This window comes from Pseudomonas tolaasii NCPPB 2192 (genome assembly GCF_002813445.1).
Taxonomy (GTDB): domain Bacteria; phylum Pseudomonadota; class Gammaproteobacteria; order Pseudomonadales; family Pseudomonadaceae; genus Aquipseudomonas; species Aquipseudomonas tolaasii.
In genome coordinates, this window is sequence record NZ_PHHD01000001.1 from 5,864,327 (window position 1) to 5,881,118 (window position 16,792).

The following is a 16,792-nucleotide window of genomic DNA, read 5'->3' on the forward strand; positions in this document are numbered from 1 at the left end:
GGCATCCTCTGAGCGTATTTTTGTCGTGCGCCCGCAACGCGGGGCGCACTCTTCACCGTGGCAGGACGTGCAAAAGCCAGGCGCGCCCTACTTGGCGAGCCAGGCGTTGTAGCGGGCGGTCAGGTCTTCCAGATGGTCGTTCCAGAACGTGGTGTTCAGTGGAATCGCCTCTTTCATATTCTCGGGGTTGCTCGGCAGGTCGACGTAATCAGCCGGTGGAATCAGCGCCGCCGCGTCACGGTTGGGCACGCCGTAGGAGACCAGGCTCGGGAACTTCGCCTGGTTTTCGGAGCGGCTGGCGAACGCCAGGAATTGGGTGGCAAGGTCTTTGTGCTCGGCGCCCTTTAGGATCACCCAGCTGTCCATCGCATAGATGCTGCCCGGCCACACCAGTTTGTAATGCTTGTGCTCGGTCTTGCTGATGTTGGTCAGCCGGCCGTTGTACACCGCCGCCAGCGCCACCTCACCCGAGGCCAGGTATTGCAGCGGCTGGCCACCGGCGTCCCACCAAAGGATATTGGGGCGCAGTTCGTCGAGTTTGCGGAACGCGCGATCCACGCCTTCCGGGGTGTCGAGCACGGTGTACAGATCCTTCGGCGCCACGCCGTCGGCGAGCAGCGCGAATTCCAGGTTGTACTTGGCGCCCTTGCGCAGCGAACGCTTGCCGGGGAATTTCTTCAGATCCCAGAAATCGGCCCAGTTGGCCGGGCCGACCTGGAACTTGTCGGCGTCGTAACCCATGGCCACCGACCAGTAGTAAACGCCGGCGCCGCAGGTGCTGATGGCGTCGGGCAGGAACTTGTCCCTGGGGATGATCTTGCTCCAGTCCAGCTTCTCGAACAGCCCATCGGCGCAGCCAAGCTCCAGCACATCGGACTCCACCTGCACCACGTCCCAGTTGGGGTTGCCAGCCTTGACCTTGGCTTGCAGCACGCCGTAACCGCCGTCCCAGGAGTCTTCCAGCACCGGCTTGCCGACGGCCTTGGAGAACGGGGCAAAGTAGATTGCCCTTTGCGCATCCTGGGTCACACCGCCCCACCCGACCACAGTGAAGTCGCGGGCCGAGGCCTGGCCTGCGGCAACCGCCGAGGTCAGTACTGCAAGGGTGCCGATACAACGCGCCAATCTGAAGTGCTTCAACATGGTATTCCCCTGATCGTTAAGTCACGCGTGGCCCTGTCGTGCGCAGGGTTTCAGTTCACATCCATCATGCGGAACCAGCTCGAGGCCACGGCGGCGTAGAGCTGGTTCAGTCCGTGAAACGGGATGCGCTTGAGACGGGTAACGGGCAGGCCCAGCGCTGAAGATCGGTCGAGCAAATGCGCAGCCAGTGATTGGCCCATCGCGGTCATCATGGCAATGCCGCGGCCCTGGCAACCGAGCACCGCGCTGATGCCGGGCGCAGGCTCATGCACGTGCGGCAAGTAACCCGGGGTGACGGCCAACTGGCCGGACCAGGCGTATTCGATGGCCACGCCTTCGAGTTGCGGGTACGCCTGGACCATCAGGCGGTACAGGTGCGAGAAGTCCGACGGGGTCTTGGCACCGCCCGCCTTGCCTTCGCCACCGAGGAAAAACCGCCCGGCGCTGTCACGGCGAAAGTACTGGATAAGGCGACGGGTGTCGGCGGCGTGGTGGCCTTCGGGCAAAATCGTCGCGCCGAGCGCCGGCGACAGCGGCACCGTGGCGATCTGGAACGAGTGAATCGGGATAATCGTTTGCTTGAGCCCCGGCCATAGCCCGTCGGTGTAGCCGTTGGTGGCAAGGATGACCTGCGCCGCGCGCACTTGGCCCTTGGGCGTGGTCAGCAGCCATTGATCAGCGGCTTGCTCCAGCGCGGTCACCGGGGTCTTTTCAAACACGCGCGCCCCTTCGCTGACCGCCGCACGGGCCAAACCGCGCACATAACTCAACGGCTGCAAATTGCCGCCGCGCGGGTCGATGATCGCCCCGGTGTAGGCCGGGCTGCCGGTGATGCGCCGGGTTTCGTCGCGGCCCAACGTGCGCACCGGCACGCCGCGACTGATCCAGCCCTTGGCGCGCTGTTCAAGGTCAGCCTCGGCACTTTCACGGTGCGCGGGCATCAGCCAGCCGGTGCGTTTGATATGGCACTGGATGTCGTAACGCGCAACCAGATCAAACACCACATCGGGCGCACGGCCAGAAAAATCCAGGGCGTGGTCGGAGATCTCCGGGTGCTTGGCCAGCACATCATGCGGGTCGAGCTTGAGGCCGGGGTTGATCTGCCCGCCGTTGCGCCCCGAGGCGCCGCCGCCGACCAGCCCGGCGTCCAGCACTGCGACCGACACGCCGCGCGAGGCCAGCTCAATGGCCGCCGACAACCCGGTAAACCCCGCGCCGACAATCGCCACATCCACCACCAAATCTTCCTGCAACGCCTGCAATACCGGCGCGCTTTCGGCCGTGGCCGTCCAGGCGGCGCGGTCCAGTGGTTGGAGAATCGAGTTCAGCTTCATCTTGCTCATGTGCGCACCCTGTCTGCGGGGGGATTGGCGGAGGTCAGGCAGCGTCGGGGACGGCCACGATCAGTTCGACTTCGACCTTGTAGCCCGGGTCGGCCAGGGCCGGCACGATCACCAGCGTGGAACAGGCGCGCACGGTCGGGATGTAGCGGTTGCGGATGCTGCGGTAGATCGCAATGTCATCGGCGCTGGTCAGGTAAGTCGTGGCCTTGACGATGTACTCGGGCGAAGTGCCGGCTTCCTTGAGCAATTGCAGGATGTTTTTCCAGGTGATGTCGATCTGCTCTTCAGCGGTTTCGCCCAAGCGGCCATCGGGGCCGACGCCGATCTGCCCGGAGGTGATCAGCAGGCGCGTGGAACGGTTTACCAGCGCGGCTTCGGAAAACTGCGTGGTGGGTGCCGGGCGATCCGAGTAATTCAAACGCGTAAACATGGTGCCTCCAGTAGTGATATGCGGGTTTACCAACCCAGGGATTTGAACAGCGCAGGAACGTGGGACAGGTTCGGGAAGATTTCATCGGGGGTGTAATCGGCGGGCGCCTTGCGGCCCGTGCCCCGGTCGATCCATACGCAGCGAAAGCCAATGTCCCGCGCGGCGGTGAGGTCGAGCAGCGGCGAGGCGCAGATGTGCACCACCTCGGCCTTGTCCACGCCCAGCTCGCGGTGAGCGTGGTTGAACAGCTGCGGCGAAGGCTTGTAGGCGCGCGCCTGTTCGGCGGTGATCACACGGTCGATGGTGCCGCCCAGTTGCGCGACGTTGCCGGCGATCACCGAGTCTTCGGTGTTGGACACGATGCACAGCTTGAAGCCCATGCGCTTGAGCTCGGTGAGCGCGGCGACCACTTCGGGGAACGGCGGCATGGCGGAGATGCGTTGCAGCAGCAAATCGAAATCGGCCAGGTCGGTGGGCACGCCGAAATGGGTCATGGCCTCGACAAAACTCTGGGCCACGATGGCGCGAAACTTCATGAACGGCACCGACTGCTCCAGCACGTGTTCACGCTCGTCGTGCCAGGCGATGACCTGTTTCAGGTCGATGTCGATACGCCCACGGCGTTCGAGGATCTCGGTCAATGCGGCGCGGACACCTTCATCCCACTGGATCAGGGTGCCGTAGCAATCGAACGTCAGCCAGGTCGGTTTTTGGCCCGTCAGCATGGGGTTCTCCTTTGTTTACGGTTTGGCGATCAGGACGAGTTTCAGGTCGTTGACGTTGGTGCCCGTCGCGCCTGTCTCGATGGCATGGAAAATCTGCTCCAGCGCCGGCGTCACGTTGTGCCGGGCCAAGGCCTGGTGCAGGTCGACACCCAGCTCCAGCGCACATTGCGCGGTGCTGCCATCGGCGATGCCGCCGGCATAGCGTGTGGGCCCGTCCGTGCCGTCGGTGTCGAGGCCAAGCACCACGATGCCGCGCGTATCCTGCAACTCCAGGGCGGCACTCACCGCGAATTCCTGGTTGGGCCCGCCGCTGCCGCGCTGGCCGCCGGTGGTCACGGTGGTTTCACCGCCGCCGATCAAGACGCAAGGCGGAAACAAAGGACGGCCGTCGAGGGCGATTTGTTTGGCGATGGCCACCAGGTTGCGGCCCAGGGCGCTGCTTTCACCTTCAAAAAAGGTCGACAGCAACAGCGGGTTGTAGCCATTGCGCCGCGCTTCGTTGGAGGCGCCGATGCAGGCGGCGTCGGCGGCCACGAGGATCACGTCCTGGCAGGTCAGGTGCGCCAGTTCTTCGGCGCGCACGGTTTCATCCTCCGGCGGCGCGAGGCGTAAATAAGCGGCGATGGCCACCGGCATGCGGTCCCACAGGTGGTATTTGTCGAGCACGGCCTGGGCGTCGGCGAAGGTGGAGCGGTCGGGCACGCTGGGGTCAGTGATGTAGTCCAGCGCGTCGCCGATCACGTCCGACACAGTGAGGTTGATCAGCACCGCACCAGGGGCGAGGTTGCGAATCAGGCGCCCGCCTTTGACGGTGGAGAGGTGTTTGCGCACGTCGTTGATTTCGACGATGTTCGCACCGCAGGTCAGCAGCAGGTCGTTGGCCTGGGCCTTTTCGGCCAATGAAATGCCCGGCACCGGCGCCACGAACAAGGATGACGAGCCGCCGGTGAAGCAGCCGAGCACAATGTCGCCGGCGCGCACGTCCTTGAGCAGTTCGACGGTGTCTGTCGCCGACTTCAACGAGGCTTCGTCCGGAATCGGGTGGCTGGCCAGGCGCAGTTCGATATGGTCGAGGCTGCCCTCTTGCCCGTATTTGCAGGTGACCAGCCCTTTATGGATGCGTGCACCGAGCAACCCGTCAAGCGCCTTGGCGATGGGGAAACTCGCCTTGCCGGCGCCCACCACGAACACCCGCACGCCGTCTGCCAGTGAATAACGCCGACTCTCAACCACCAGGGTGTCGCCTTCCAGTGCCACAAAACGCGGCAACGCATTGCCAGGGTCGGCATACGCAATGCCCGCCTCTGCAATGCTCAGGGCCAGGCGGCGCAATGCCGTGTCGCCGCTGCCCTGCAATACCTCTCGGTTCTTGATGGTGGTGCCGGACATCGGGTTTCTCCTGGCGGTGGATAAGGTGGCGAAATCGATTATTGAAGAATGTCGACAATATTACAATACGCTAGAAATAATAAATTGATTATTGTCGACAATAAAGTTGATGGGTATGCTGGCACCTGTCTTCCCTGCTGTCTGAACCACCTTAAACCCGCAGGCGAACCGCCCTGCCCGCCCGGAGTGCACCATGACTGACACGCCCAAGCGTCACGCCACGATGGTCAACGCTTTCAACCCCGAAAGCCTGAAGAACCTCGACGCTGACACCCGTCACCAGATCGAAAGGCGCATCCGCCTGCTGGGCCCGGCCTATCGCCTGTTCTATCAAAACCCGGTGCAAGTCGGCCGTGGCCAGGGCGTGTTGCTCTACGACAAGCACGGCAATGAATACCTGGATGCCTACAACAACGTGGTGTCGGTGGGCCATGCGCACCCGAAAGTGGCGGACGCGATAAGCCGCCAGGCGCACACGCTGTGCACCCACACGCGCTATATCCAGGACGGCATCCTCGACTATGCCGAGCAATTGCTCGGTACCTTTGGCGGGCGCGTGGGTGAATCGGGGCACATGATGTTTACCTGCACCGGCTCCGAGGCCAACGACCTGGCGATGCGCATCGCCCAGCACCACACCGGCAAGAAAGGCATCATCATTACCTCCGAGGCGTACCACGGGAATTCACACCTCACTGCCGGTTTCTCGCCGTCGCTGGGCGCCAGCTCGCCATTGGGCACCTGGGTGCGCCGCGTGCCGACGCCGGACTCGTACCGCATTCCCAAGGAAACCATGGGCCGATGGTTCGCCGACCAGGTGAGCCTGCAGATCCAGGACCTGGAGCGCCGTGGCGAAGGCCTGGCGGCGTTCATCGTCGATTCGATTTTCTCCTCCGACGGCGTGTTCTCCGACCCCACCGACCTGCTCGGGCCGGTGGCAGAGGTAGTGCGCAAGGCCGGCGGGCTGTTTGTCGCCGATGAAGTGCAGTCCGGTTTTGCGCGCACCGGCGATGCACTGTGGGGCTACCAGCGCCACGGCATCGACCCGGACATCATCACCATGGGTAAACCCATGGGTAACGGCTTCCCGGTAGCGGCCATCGCCATCGCGCCGGAAATCGTCGCGCGGTTCGGCCAGGACATGCGCTACTTCAACACCTTCGGTGGCAACACAGTGGCCATCGCAGCGGCGCAGGCCACCTTTGATGTGATCAATGAAGAGAAGCTGCTGGAGAACTCGGAGCGCGTGGGCCGCTTTATCCGCGCCGGTTTCGAAGACATCGCCAGCCGCTATGAACAGATTGGCGACGTGCGCGGAGCAGGTTTGTACATTGGCGTGGAGATGGTCAGCGACCGCGAGGCCAAGACCCCGGACGCGGCGCTCACCAGTGCCATCGTCAATGGATTGCGCGAACGCCGCGTGCTGATTTCAGCCACAGGTTTTACCGCCAACACATTGAAGATCCGGCCGCCGCTGGTGTTTTCCGAGAAGGACGCCACGCGCCTGCTGACGGAAACCGAGGCGGTGCTGGCGACGTTATTGAAGTAAACCCAAACCCCATGGCGAGTCTGCTCGCCATGGGGACAGTGATAGCCATTCAGCCTCCGTCGGCTGCCTGGTTTCAGTACCCCGTCATCTCCAGATACCCCACCCCGCCGTCAAACTTCACCGGCCCTTCCCAGTAAGGAATGCTCAGGTTCATCCACGCCTTCGGGTTGACGGCTTCGGGGGTGATATCCAGTTGCTTGCCAGGAATTTTCAGCGACCAACGTGTAGGAATGTGGCGCCCGTCAATGTCGGTTGTTGCCAGCGGCGCCAGTTGAATATCGGCATTGTGCAGGGTCTGGGTGTGGCCTTCCTTGTCGATCCAGGTGCCGGTCAGGTAACCGGCGCCGTCGGTTTGCCGTACGCGAAACAGCATCAGTTGCTCGCCACGGTCCAGGTGCAGGGAAAACCAGTCCCAGCCGGTCTGGCTGGCGGCCAGGGGCTGGCTACTCCACTCGCGGTCGAGCCAGGCTGAGCCGCTGACCTCATAGGTTTTGCCGTCGATGCTGACACTGCCGGCAGCGGTGAAAAACGGCTGGCTGTAGTAGTAAGACGCCTGCCCCTGATCGGACTTGCGGCTGTAGCCGTTGTCGCCCTGCAGCACCAGCGGCCGGCTCGACGTCAGGTGCAAATCGTAGGCGAATTGCGGCCCGCCAGCCTTGAGCTGCATGTCGGCCAAGGCAGTGGAGGCGCCCGGGCGAGAAGTGAAACGCCAGTCGTCGATCCAGGCATCAAATGGCACCGCCCGAGCACCTGCCTGCCCCACACCGCCACGGGCAAACCGTTCCGCCGCGTAATGCCGGGTGGCCGATGTGACGGCGGCGTGACCAAGCCACACCGTCGAGTCGTGCCAGCCCGGCTGTGTCGGCCCGGCTTTCAACGCGTTGCGAAATAATGTCCATTGCACGCCGAAGACATTGCCCTCGGCATCCTTGAGGTTGGCGGTGACGTACCACCACTCGATGCGAAAGCCGTCGTGGGGACCGTGGTCTTCGGGAAAGCTGAACACCTTGCCCGGCACCACCTGGGCGAAGTCCGCTGCGGCGCTGCCCAGCCCGGCGAAGCTCTCTGGCGGCGCGGGCGCCTTGTCACAGGCGCTGAGCAGCAACAGCGCAGCGCACAGCAGCGCTCTAATCTTCATGGGCGAAAGTCCTCAACAAATCCGCCGGGCGGCTGCGGTACAACTGCCACAGCGGCCAGGCGGAGGCCAGCAACGTCGCGAGCATGGCCAGGCCCAACAATTGCGCCAGTTGCCACGGGAACACCTGCAACGGCAGGCGCCAGCCGAACGCCTGCACATTGATCACCGCGTCCAGGCTCCACGCCAGCAACAGGCCGAGCGGCAAGGCCAGAATCAGGGTCAGTACGGCGAGCAACCACGTTTGACCCAGGTTGAGCAGCATCAGTTGGCGTCGGGTTACGCCCAGAGCCCAAAGCGGTGCGAGCTGGCCGAGGCGGCTTTGGCTCTGGGTCAGCAGGCTGATAAACAGCGCCACGCCGGCGACGCCGAGGGTGAGGCTGTTTAACGCAGCCGTGGCGGAAAACGTGCGTTCAAATACCTGGCTCGACCAGCCTTTGAGTTGCTGCTGGTCGACGATACGGCTGTCTTCCAGGGCAAAGACGTGCTGCATCTCACGCACCACTGTCGGCACGTTCTGCGGCAACACGCGCAGGTTGAAACGCACGGGGGCCAGCGTCGGCCAATGCGCCAGCAGGTGCCGATAGTTAACGATCAAATGCCCCTTCGGGTTGCCATAGTCGGCGTAAATACCCACGACGCGGGGCGCCCAGGAACCTTGCGGCACCGGGATGTTTATCGACTCGCCCAAATGAACATTCAACCGTCGCGCCATTTGTTCACTGAGCATCACGCTGTCGCCGTTGAGCAATTGCGACCACGGCTCGCTGGCCGCCTCCAGCAAAGGCCAGTGCTGGTGGTAGGTCGGATCGTCAATCACGCCAAACAAGTCGGCAGGCCAGCCCTGTAATTGCAGCGAGACCTCCCAGGCCGGCAACACGGTTTGAACCAGCGGCTGCTGCGCCAGCCAGGTCGCCAATTGCTCGGCCTGAGCCGGGTTTTGCGGGTTGACGTACAGCTCGGCGGTGAGGCGTTGCTCCAGCCAGTTGTTGAACGTCTGGCGAAAACCGGAAGTCATGGACCCCGCGCCGATATTCGCCGCCAGCGCCAGCAGCAAAGCCATCAGCGCGAGGCTCAGGGCGGGCAACTGCTGGCGGCAATCGGCGAGAAACCATTGCCCCAGCACCGAACGGCTACGCCCCAAAACGGCCTTCAACAATCCGTTGAGCAGCACCGGCAAGCCCAGCGCCGCGCCCAGCAGCAACGCGGCCATCAGCACAAAACCGGCGGCCAGGCTATCCCCCAGCCACAGCGCGAACAGCCCGATCACCAGTGCCGTCGCCGCCACCCAGCCCTGACGTCGCAACCAGCGGCCGTGGGCCTCGTGCCAGGCTTGAGCATTGGCCAGCGCCAACAGCGGCAAGCGCGCCGCCCGCCACAAACTGCTGGCACCGGCGAGCAAGGCGCCGAACAAACTCAGGCCCAACCCCGCCAGCCACCACCATGGGCTGAGGCTCAGTTGCCCCGGCACTTCGGCGCCATACAAACCGCGCAGGCTGGCGGCCACATCCGGCAATAACAGGCTGGCCAACAGGTAACCACTGGCAACCCCCAGCACGCCGCCCAGCAATGACAAGGCGCCCAGTTCGACGCCCAGGCTGAGGATCAACAGGCGCGCGCTCACCCCACAGGCACGCAACGTGCGCAGCAACCCGCGCCGTTGCTCCAGCGCCAGGCCGATGGCGGCGTGGACGATAAACAGCCCCACCACGAACGACAAAAAGCCCAGGGCATCCAGGTTCAAGTGAAAGCTCTCGGTCAGGCGCGCGAGGTTGTTGTCTTCGCCGAGCTTGAGTTGCAGCGCCACTGGTGGCGTGGGATGGGTAGCGGCGAAAGCCTTGTCCAGCAACAGGCGCGACAATTGATCGGGCATCGCCAGCAACGGCTGGGCGAAGCTGATGTCTGTCAGCAACAGGCCGGGGGCCATATCGGGTTGAACCTGCAAGGGCGGCAGCGTTTGACCGCTGGTGGCCAGTGGCTGATCGCCTTCGTGCAACCCGAGCGCCTGCAAGGTTTGCGGCGCTATCCAGGTGCGCCCCGGCGGTTCAAAAAACGCGAGCATCTGCGCCTGGCTCAAACGCTGCCCGGCCACCGCACCGCTGCCGGGCAACGACAGCGGGTCAATGCCCATCAATTGCAAGCGTTGGTCATCGTGCCCCTGGAGCACCAGACGGCCTCGGACCACCGGTGACACCGGCCAGCCTGCGCGACGCAGTTCGGCAAACCACGCTTGCGGAAAAGCCGCGCCGTCGGGCGTGCTCAAACTGGCCTGGGGTTCACCGCCGATCAGTTGGCTGGCGCGTGCGTAACTGTCCCGCGCCTGGCTGTTGAGGGCTTGCACGCCCGTCAACAACGCGGTGGCCAGCCACAGGCCGGTCAGCACGCTGAAGAACTGCACCGGATGGCGCCGCCAATGGCTGAGCAGCGCCCGCAACGCCCAATAAAATACCGCCATCTCAGCGTGCGTCCGCCGGCACCACGCGCCCGCGATGCAGCACCACCTGGTGATCCAGGCGTGCAGCAATACGTGGGCTGTGGGTGACCATCAACAAACTGGTGGGGCTGTCGCGCAGCAGGTCGAGCATCAGTTGCAGCACGTCATCGCTGGTGGCTTCGTCGAGGTTGCCGGTGGGCTCGTCCGCCAGCAGCAAACCGGGGCGTGAGGCCAACGCGCGGCCCACCGCCACCCGTTGTTGCTGGCCGCCGGAGAGTTGTTCGGGATAACGCTTGAGCAAGTCGCCCAGGCCCAGGCGCTCTACCAACTCGGCTTGCCACTGCGGGTCGAAACGCCCGGCCAGACGGGCCTGGAAGGCCAGGTTGTCGTCCACGCGCAAACTGCCGATCAGGTTGAACTGCTGGAACACCAGGCCGATTTCGGTACGACGCCAGTGGGCCAGTTGCGTTTCGCTCAATTGGTCCAGCTGCTGTTCGCCCACCTGGATGCGGCCGCCGTCCATGCGGTCGAGCCCGGCCACCAGGTGCAACAACGTGCTCTTGCCGCTGCCCGACTCGCCCATCAGCGCCAGGCTGCTGCGCTCGCCCAGGTGCAGGTCGACGCCCGCCAGTACCGTCAGTGGCCCTTGAGGGGTGGCGTAGCTTTTCAACACACCTTGCACCTGCAACATAAAAACGCTCGCTTGAAGGACTGCAAACGAGAATAACGGCTCACCGCCGCGCCTACGCAAATTTTTCACATGGATTTCACTGGCCGCCCACCCTCGCCTCTCTAAATTGCCCGCCAATGGCTGCTAACCGGCAACTTGTTAGTTGCCGTACGCGGCAACTTTTACCTGCTGAATGTTCAGCCAAAAGACAGCAGCCCTGTGACAGGCTCTCGCTCAACTACGGGCATCCGTAACAGCGTTGCGCCTAATTAATAAAACATTGCGACAGTGCCCATGGTGAATGATGTGGTTGACCTTACCCTGACGAAACCGCGCTCGCGCCGCGCCACTATCAAGCGATTACGCAAGTGGGGCGCAGGCGTCGCCGTTGTCGGTTTGCTGCTGACCGGTTTCATGTTCTGGCCGTCATCGCCGCGTGACCTCGGCGTGGGCAATCGCCTGCTCACCTCAAAGGTTTTACCGACCTGGCGCGATGGCGATTTGATCGTGCTGGTGCGCCATGAAGAACGCTGCGACCGCTCGACCAACCCCTGCCTCGGCCCACTGGAAGGCCTGACCGTGATCGGCAGCCAGCGCGCCGAAGAACTGGGCAAGGCCTTCAAGGCAATGGGCATGCAGAACAGCGATGTGGTTGCCAGCCCCGCTGTGCGCACCGCCCAGACGGCCCACGCCATGTTCGGCGCTGCGCAATTGACGTCCGGCCAGCAAGCCATCTGCGGTGCGGCCATGGGCGAGGAATTGCTCAGTCGCAAACAGGCCGGGCGCAACCTGGTGTTCGTCACCCACAGCGGCTGCATCGCCGACTTCGAAAGTGCCTTGGGCTACCCTCGCGCCACCTTTCCCCACTATGGCAGCGCCTTGTTTGTACGCGTGTTGCCCAACGGCAAATTCGAGACCCTGGGCGTTATGAACAGCCCGGCGTGGCTCGCAGTTTTGAAGAAGCTCTAGACACTTTTTTACATATACCTTCTTTCATGTTCAGCAAAACGACAGGCCTCTTCTGGCATGTTTAACTGCGCCCGCTATTTGACGGCGTCATGAATAATTTCAGCGACTTAGTGAACTTTGTGACTTTTTCTTCTATTACTTTTATCCACACATTCCCCGCCATCGAACGTCAAGGAGCGACGTTTTCATGACCCGTGTCAAACCCCTGCCTTTATTGTTATTGGCCTTTGCTGTTTTTTACCTGCTGCCCATGGGCCTGCATGGTTTGTGGATCCCGGATGAAACCCGTTACGCCCAAATCAGCCAGGAAATGCTGCTGAGCGGCAACTGGATCAGCCCCCATTTCATGGGCGTGCGCTACTTCGAAAAACCGGCCGCCGGCTATTGGCTGATCGCCATCGGCCAGGCCGTGTTTGGCGAAAACCTGTTCGGCGTGCGCATCGCCTCGGCCCTGACCACCGGCCTTAGCGTGCTGCTGGCTTACCTCATCGCACGGCGCCTGTGGAACGACCCGCGCAAGAGCTTTGCCTGTGCGCTGCTCTACATGAGCTTCGGCCTGGTTGCCGGGCAAGCCGGGTATTCCAACCTCGATCCGCAATTTACGTTCTGGGTCAACCTCAGCCTGGTGGCCTTGTGGTTTGCCCTCGATGGCCGCACCCCCAAACATCGGCTGGGCGCCTGGGCGCTGTTGGGGCTGGCGTGTGGCATGGGCTTTCTGACCAAGGGTTTCCTCGCGTGGCTGCTGCCCGTGCTGATTGCCGTGCCGTACATGGCCTGGCAACGGCGCCTGGGCGAGCTGCTGCGCCACGGCCCGCTGGCGATCCTGGTGGCGGCGCTCGTCTGCCTGCCATGGGTATTGGCGGTGCATGTGCAGGAACCGGACTACTGGCGTTTCTTCTTCTGGCATGAGCACATTCGCCGCTTCTCTTCGGACAATGCCCAACACGCCCGAGCCTGGTGGTTCTTCCTGCCGATCATGGTGGTGGCGTGCCTGCCGTGGGCTGCGCTGTTGCCGGGCACCCTGCTCAAAACCTGGAAAGAAAAAGCCCAACCGGCGATTGGTTTCCTCGCTCTGTGGCTGCTGCTGCCCCTGGCGTTTTTCAGCATGAGCCGCGGCAAACTGCCGACCTACATCATGCCGTGCCTGCTGCCGTTGGCCTTGCTGATGGGCCACACGCTGATCGACCTGATCAACAGCGGCAAGACGCGCTCACTGCGTGCCAACGGCGTGGTTAACCTGGTCATTGGCGTGGGTGCGATGGCCGCGCTGATTTACCTGCAAATCGATAACCCGCTGTACAGCAACAGCCACGCGGAAATGTTCAGCCTGTCGCTGAGCTTTATCGTGTTGCTGGGCTGGATCCTCGCCAACGTGTTGCAGGTGTCGCGGCCACTCACGCTGTGGGCGATGCCCGCGCTGGCAATCGGCTTGCTGGTGGCGCTGTTGCCCGCCGGCATGCCGGAAGAAATCACCGACACCGAGATGCCCGACCAGTTTGTGCTTGAGCATCTGGATGAATTGCAACAAACCCATGCTTTGATCAGCAACGAACTGGGCACGGCGTCGGCGTTGTCCTGGCGCCTGCGTAGGCCGCAAGTCGCGTTTTACGACACCGAAGGCGAACTGCGCTACGGCCTCAAATACGAGGACTCGGCCCATCGCAAAGTCAGCCTGGAGAACATCCAGCCCTGGCTGAGCGAAGCCCGCAAGGAGGGCTCGGTCGGCGTGTTGATGCGTGTGCGCAGCACCAGCGAACACCGTGAAGAAGGCCAGTTGCCTGCGGGCGGCAAGCGTTATCGCAAAGGCCCCATGCTCATGATCATTTACCCGCAGCTTCCCTGATATCAGGCCTGCCACAGGAACCACCCCATGCGCTTCTGGAAAACCGACCGCGGCGCCTTGATCTTGTTGCTGGGCGTCTCGGCGCTTCTCCTGCTGCTGGGCCTGGGCAGCCGCGATTTGTGGGGGCCGGAAACCCGCTGGGCCAACATCGCCCTGCAAATGCTGCAAAGCGGTGACTACTTCGACCCCTACCTCAAGGGCGCGCCGTACTACGACAAACCGCTGCCTTCCTACTGGCTGATCACAGGCGCAGCCAAGCTGATGGGCGGCCTGGGGCCGTGGTCGCTGCGCCTGTCGTCGGTGATGGCGGCATGGCTGAGCATCTGGCTGGTGTACCTGATCGGCGAACGCCTGTTTCGCAAAGGCACCGGGCTGATTGCCGGCTGGATGCTTGCCACCAGCTTCTATTTTCTGTTCTGGGCCCGCGTCGCCACAGCTGACGTGCTCACCGTGTGCGGCGTGCTGGCGGCCGTGTGGTGGTATTGGCGCGGGCCGGACGACACACGGCTGGGCCGCTACACGGTGTTTTTCCTGCTGCTGGCGGCGACCTCACTGTTTAAAGGCCTGATCGGCTTCGTATTACCCGGCCTGGTGCTACTGCCGCACCTGCTCAGCGAACATCGCTACAAGCGCCACCTTAATGGGCGGCTGATGCTGGCCTTGCTGATCGCCGCCGCGTTCTACGCGATTCCGTTTGTGCTGTCGCATTTCTATGGTGCGCCCACCTACGGTGAAAGCGGCCTGGCGCTGGTGTTCAAGGAAAACGTCGTGCGCTTTTTCGACCCCTTCGACCACATGGGGCCGATCTACACCTACCTGATCTACCTGCCCGCCTACACCTTGCCATGGGCGCCCTGCTGGATGCTCGGCCTGTGGCTGGCGCTGCGGCACTGGCGCCAGACGCCGCCCAACGTCCGCTGGCTGGTGTGGGGGTTGGGCCTGTTGTTCGTGTTCTTTACTGCCAGTGGCAGCCGTCGCAGTTACTACGTGCTGCCCTTGGTGCCCTTTGCCCAACTGCTGGCGGCCTGGTGGCTGAGCGAACGGCTGGAGAGAAAAACCGCCAGCTGGCCACGTTGGCAGAAGGGCTTCGGCTGCACCGCCGGGCTGCTGTTACTGGTGCTGGGCGTGATCTACCCCTGGACCACCGGCAACGGCGGCGTCACCCGTTTTGCTGAAGACGTGCAAACCCAGGCGCAGAAAACCGCGCCCTGGAGCGACTGGCAAATGGTGATGGTGGAAGTCGACAACAAGCTGCCGATGTACCTGCAAAACGGCGGAAAACCGTTCTACTACGTCAGCGAAACCCAGGACTTCCCGCGCCAGGGCGACAGCGCCGCGCTCATGGCCTGGCTGGATAAAACCAGCGGCCGCCACTTCGACCCGCAACGCACGATCATCCTTGCGCAGTACTCAAAGGAAGACCCGACCCCGCTGGCTTATCTGGGCGCCGATCATCAGGTGATCACCACCCAGCCGGATAACGGCGAGCGGCTGTTTCAGAAGCGCGAGGATGGGAGTGTGGCGTTTATCCCCACGCCGCGCTGACCGCCTGCGCCTTGGCGCGTTGGCGATTGAAGCCCATGCGCCCTTCATGCAGCACCACCGCCCGGCTGGTCACCCGCTGCAAATCCGCCACCCGTTGTGAAATGCACAACACCGCCATGCCACGACGGCTACGCTCGCGTTCGATCAGGCCCAGCAGGCGTTCGGCGTCGGCGTCCGACAAGGCGGTCGTAGGCTCATCGAGAATCAACAGCCGGGGCTGCAAGGCGAACGCCCGGGCCAGCACCAGCAGTTGCCGGTCAGATTGGCTCAGGCGCTCTACCGGATGCTGCAACGGCAGGTCGAGGCCCAGCACGGCGGCGATGGCTTCGGCGCGCAGCAGCAGGTTTTTGCGGTTGAGCAGAAAGTCCGCGCCGGGCAGGCACAGCTCATCCAGCAACAGGTTTTCGGCCACGCTCAAGCCGGGGGCGATGCCTTCATCGGGGCGCTGATGCACGGCGACGATGCCCACGCGTCGCGCCGACAACGGCGAGGTAAAACGTTGCCGCTGGCCGTCAACCCACAACTCGCCAGCCTGCGCCGCCAACTGGCCGCCGAGGACTTTCACCAGCGTTGATTTGCCGGCGCCACTGGCACCGAGCAAGGCCACACCCTCACCGGGATAAATAGTCAGGTCGACCTGATCCAGCGCCTGTACGGCGCCGAAAGTCTTGCTCAGGTGACTGACACGGAGCAGGGGCTCGGTGGTGTGGCTCATGGCAAATCTCTAAACGAAACAATGAGTCACTACAACGCCTCAGCGCGCCGGTTTATTCCGTCAAAGCGCTGAAAGCTTTAAGCACGGCCTCGGGTTGCTCCAGCATCAGTTGATGGCCACAGCGCGCAAGCACCTCAAACCGTGCGTTGGGCAATCGCTCGGCCAATGCCTGCCCGGCGCTGGCGGGGGTCAGGCCATCGCTGTCACCGGCCAGAATGCTGATGGGTAAGGCCAGGTCGGGAATCTGTTCGACGTCGGGCCAACTGGCGTTTTTCATCAGGGCTTTGAACATGTACAACGGGTTGCGTTCGGTGAGCTTTTCCTCGTAGGCCACCAACGCAGGGTCAGCCGATGAATGCCAGGCGCGCTCGCGGAACCCCTTGGCCAACAACGGCCGCAGCCACTCCAGAATCCACGCGGGTAGCGACAACAAGCCGCCGCTGGCCACGGGGCGATGCAGCAGCGTGCCCAACAACAGCACCGCCTCCACAGGCGCTGCGGGACGGGTCAGCAAGGTGCTGAGGGTCAGGCCCGTGCCGAAAGAGTGCGCCACGATCAGGTTGCGCGGCCCGGCGTAGCGTTTAAGAATCGCGCCGTAATCAGCTACCAGTTCCGCCCAGGCGTAGGCCGATGCCTGACGCGGTTTGGCGCTCTGGCCGTGGCCGAGCAAATCCCAGGCGACCAGGCTGTAGCCTTGCGCTTGCAACGCCTGCCATTGCAGGCGCCATTGGTCCTTGTTGCCGCCGGCGCCGTGGCAGAAGAACACCACGGTGCCTGCCTGGGTAGTGCCCTGGTGCAGGGCAATACTCAAGTGGCGGTTAGGGCGGATTTCCACGGTTTCGCCGCGTACTACAGGCAGTTCACTAAAACCGGCACTCATAAATACCCCATTCCTCAATGAA

The 16,792-nt window shown here is 63.1% G+C and carries 14 protein-coding genes; 4 read left to right on the top strand and 10 right to left on the bottom strand.

The window, feature by feature from the left end; genetic code table 11:
- Window positions 1–87: 87 nt before the first annotated feature.
- From ATI14_RS26665 to ATI14_RS26685, 5 genes are read right to left on the bottom strand one after another with little or no spacing between them, the layout of a single operon-like run.
- Window positions 88–1,143: an ABC transporter substrate-binding protein gene (locus tag ATI14_RS26665; protein WP_080520459.1), complete on the bottom strand. Its 1,056-nt coding sequence runs from the start codon at window positions 1,141–1,143 to the stop codon at window positions 88–90.
- Between the two features lie 50 nt (window positions 1,144–1,193).
- A complete protein-coding gene (locus tag ATI14_RS26670) occupies window positions 1,194–2,486 on the bottom strand; it encodes an NAD(P)/FAD-dependent oxidoreductase (RefSeq protein WP_231124364.1) in 1,293 nt (430 codons plus the stop codon).
- A gap of 34 nt (window positions 2,487–2,520) precedes the next feature.
- Window positions 2,521–2,916, bottom strand: coding sequence for a RidA family protein (locus ATI14_RS26675; protein ID WP_016972050.1), 396 nt, complete (start codon window positions 2,914–2,916; stop codon window positions 2,521–2,523).
- Window positions 2,917–2,942: 26 nt separating this feature from the next.
- Complete coding sequence (locus tag ATI14_RS26680; protein WP_016972049.1) at window positions 2,943–3,641, bottom strand: haloacid dehalogenase type II; 699 nt, start codon at window positions 3,639–3,641, stop codon at window positions 2,943–2,945.
- 15 nt (window positions 3,642–3,656) lie between these two features.
- Window positions 3,657–5,030 (bottom strand): glycerate kinase type-2 family protein, encoded by a 1,374-nt coding sequence (locus ATI14_RS26685; protein WP_016972048.1) that lies wholly within the window; start codon window positions 5,028–5,030, stop codon window positions 3,657–3,659.
- 193 nt (window positions 5,031–5,223) lie between these two features.
- On the opposite strand from ATI14_RS26685, the gene ATI14_RS26690 reads away from it, so the two are divergent.
- Window positions 5,224–6,579 (top strand): aspartate aminotransferase family protein, encoded by a 1,356-nt coding sequence (locus ATI14_RS26690; RefSeq protein ID WP_016972047.1) that lies wholly within the window; start codon window positions 5,224–5,226, stop codon window positions 6,577–6,579.
- A gap of 73 nt (window positions 6,580–6,652) precedes the next feature.
- On the opposite strand, the gene ATI14_RS26695 is transcribed toward ATI14_RS26690, so the two are convergent.
- Genes ATI14_RS26695 through ATI14_RS26705 form a run of 3 tightly spaced genes read right to left on the bottom strand, consistent with a single transcriptional unit; the run spans window position 6,653 to window position 10,839 of the window.
- Window positions 6,653–7,717, bottom strand: a complete 1,065-nt coding sequence (locus ATI14_RS26695; protein ID WP_016972046.1) for a lipocalin-like domain-containing protein — start codon at window positions 7,715–7,717, stop codon at window positions 6,653–6,655.
- Complete coding sequence (locus ATI14_RS26700) at window positions 7,707–10,169, bottom strand: ABC transporter permease (protein ID WP_016972045.1); 2,463 nt, start codon at window positions 10,167–10,169, stop codon at window positions 7,707–7,709. Before ATI14_RS26700 ends, ATI14_RS26695 begins: the two co-directional genes overlap by 11 nt.
- 1 nt (window position 10,170) lies before the next feature.
- Window positions 10,171–10,839: an ABC transporter ATP-binding protein gene (locus ATI14_RS26705; RefSeq protein WP_016972044.1), complete on the bottom strand. Its 669-nt coding sequence runs from the start codon at window positions 10,837–10,839 to the stop codon at window positions 10,171–10,173.
- Window positions 10,840–11,112: 273 nt separating this feature from the next.
- On the opposite strand from ATI14_RS26705, the gene pmrG reads away from it, so the two are divergent.
- The 3 genes from pmrG to ATI14_RS26720 all read left to right on the top strand — a co-directional run bounded on the left by pmrG (window position 11,113) and on the right by ATI14_RS26720 (window position 15,175).
- Entirely contained in the window at window positions 11,113–11,787 is a 675-nt protein-coding gene (gene pmrG / locus ATI14_RS26710) for a lipopolysaccharide core heptose(II)-phosphate phosphatase PmrG (RefSeq protein ID WP_031320017.1), read from the top strand.
- A gap of 187 nt (window positions 11,788–11,974) precedes the next feature.
- Window positions 11,975–13,630 (top strand): lipid IV(A) 4-amino-4-deoxy-L-arabinosyltransferase, encoded by a 1,656-nt coding sequence (gene arnT, locus ATI14_RS26715; RefSeq protein ID WP_016972042.1) that lies wholly within the window; start codon window positions 11,975–11,977, stop codon window positions 13,628–13,630.
- Window positions 13,631–13,657: 27 nt separating this feature from the next.
- On the top strand, window positions 13,658–15,175 hold the full coding sequence (locus tag ATI14_RS26720) for an ArnT family glycosyltransferase (RefSeq protein ID WP_016972041.1): 1,518 nt from the start codon (window positions 13,658–13,660) through the stop codon (window positions 15,173–15,175).
- On the opposite strand, the gene ATI14_RS26725 is transcribed toward ATI14_RS26720, so the two are convergent.
- Together ATI14_RS26725 and ATI14_RS26730 are read right to left on the bottom strand one after the other, a co-directional pair.
- Entirely contained in the window at window positions 15,156–15,890 is a 735-nt protein-coding gene (locus tag ATI14_RS26725; protein WP_016972040.1) for an ATP-binding cassette domain-containing protein, read from the bottom strand. The two genes, ATI14_RS26720 and ATI14_RS26725, sit on opposite strands and share 20 nt — an antisense overlap.
- Window positions 15,891–15,942: 52 nt before the next feature.
- Entirely contained in the window at window positions 15,943–16,770 is an 828-nt protein-coding gene (locus ATI14_RS26730) for an alpha/beta fold hydrolase (RefSeq protein ID WP_016972039.1), read from the bottom strand.
- Between the last annotated feature and the right edge of the window lie 22 nt (window positions 16,771–16,792).

Coding starts and splice junctions, on each gene's coding strand:
- ATI14_RS26665 (WP_080520459.1), bottom strand. CDS start 1,143: ATGTTGAAGCACTTCAGATTGGCGCGTTGTATCGGCACCCTTGCAGTA.
- ATI14_RS26670 (WP_231124364.1), bottom strand. CDS start 2,486: ATGAGCAAGATGAAGCTGAACTCGATTCTCCAACCACTGGACCGCGCC.
- ATI14_RS26675 (WP_016972050.1), bottom strand. CDS start 2,916: ATGTTTACGCGTTTGAATTACTCGGATCGCCCGGCACCCACCACGCAG.
- ATI14_RS26680 (WP_016972049.1), bottom strand. CDS start 3,641: ATGCTGACGGGCCAAAAACCGACCTGGCTGACGTTCGATTGCTACGGC.
- ATI14_RS26685 (WP_016972048.1), bottom strand. CDS start 5,030: ATGTCCGGCACCACCATCAAGAACCGAGAGGTATTGCAGGGCAGCGGC.
- ATI14_RS26690 (WP_016972047.1), top strand. CDS start 5,224: ATGACTGACACGCCCAAGCGTCACGCCACGATGGTCAACGCTTTCAAC.
- ATI14_RS26695 (WP_016972046.1), bottom strand. CDS start 7,717: ATGAAGATTAGAGCGCTGCTGTGCGCTGCGCTGTTGCTGCTCAGCGCC.
- ATI14_RS26700 (WP_016972045.1), bottom strand. CDS start 10,169: ATGGCGGTATTTTATTGGGCGTTGCGGGCGCTGCTCAGCCATTGGCGG.
- ATI14_RS26705 (WP_016972044.1), bottom strand. CDS start 10,839: ATGTTGCAGGTGCAAGGTGTGTTGAAAAGCTACGCCACCCCTCAAGGG.
- pmrG (WP_031320017.1), top strand. CDS start 11,113: ATGGTGAATGATGTGGTTGACCTTACCCTGACGAAACCGCGCTCGCGC.
- arnT (WP_016972042.1), top strand. CDS start 11,975: ATGACCCGTGTCAAACCCCTGCCTTTATTGTTATTGGCCTTTGCTGTT.
- ATI14_RS26720 (WP_016972041.1), top strand. CDS start 13,658: ATGCGCTTCTGGAAAACCGACCGCGGCGCCTTGATCTTGTTGCTGGGC.
- ATI14_RS26725 (WP_016972040.1), bottom strand. CDS start 15,890: ATGAGCCACACCACCGAGCCCCTGCTCCGTGTCAGTCACCTGAGCAAG.
- ATI14_RS26730 (WP_016972039.1), bottom strand. CDS start 16,770: ATGAGTGCCGGTTTTAGTGAACTGCCTGTAGTACGCGGCGAAACCGTG.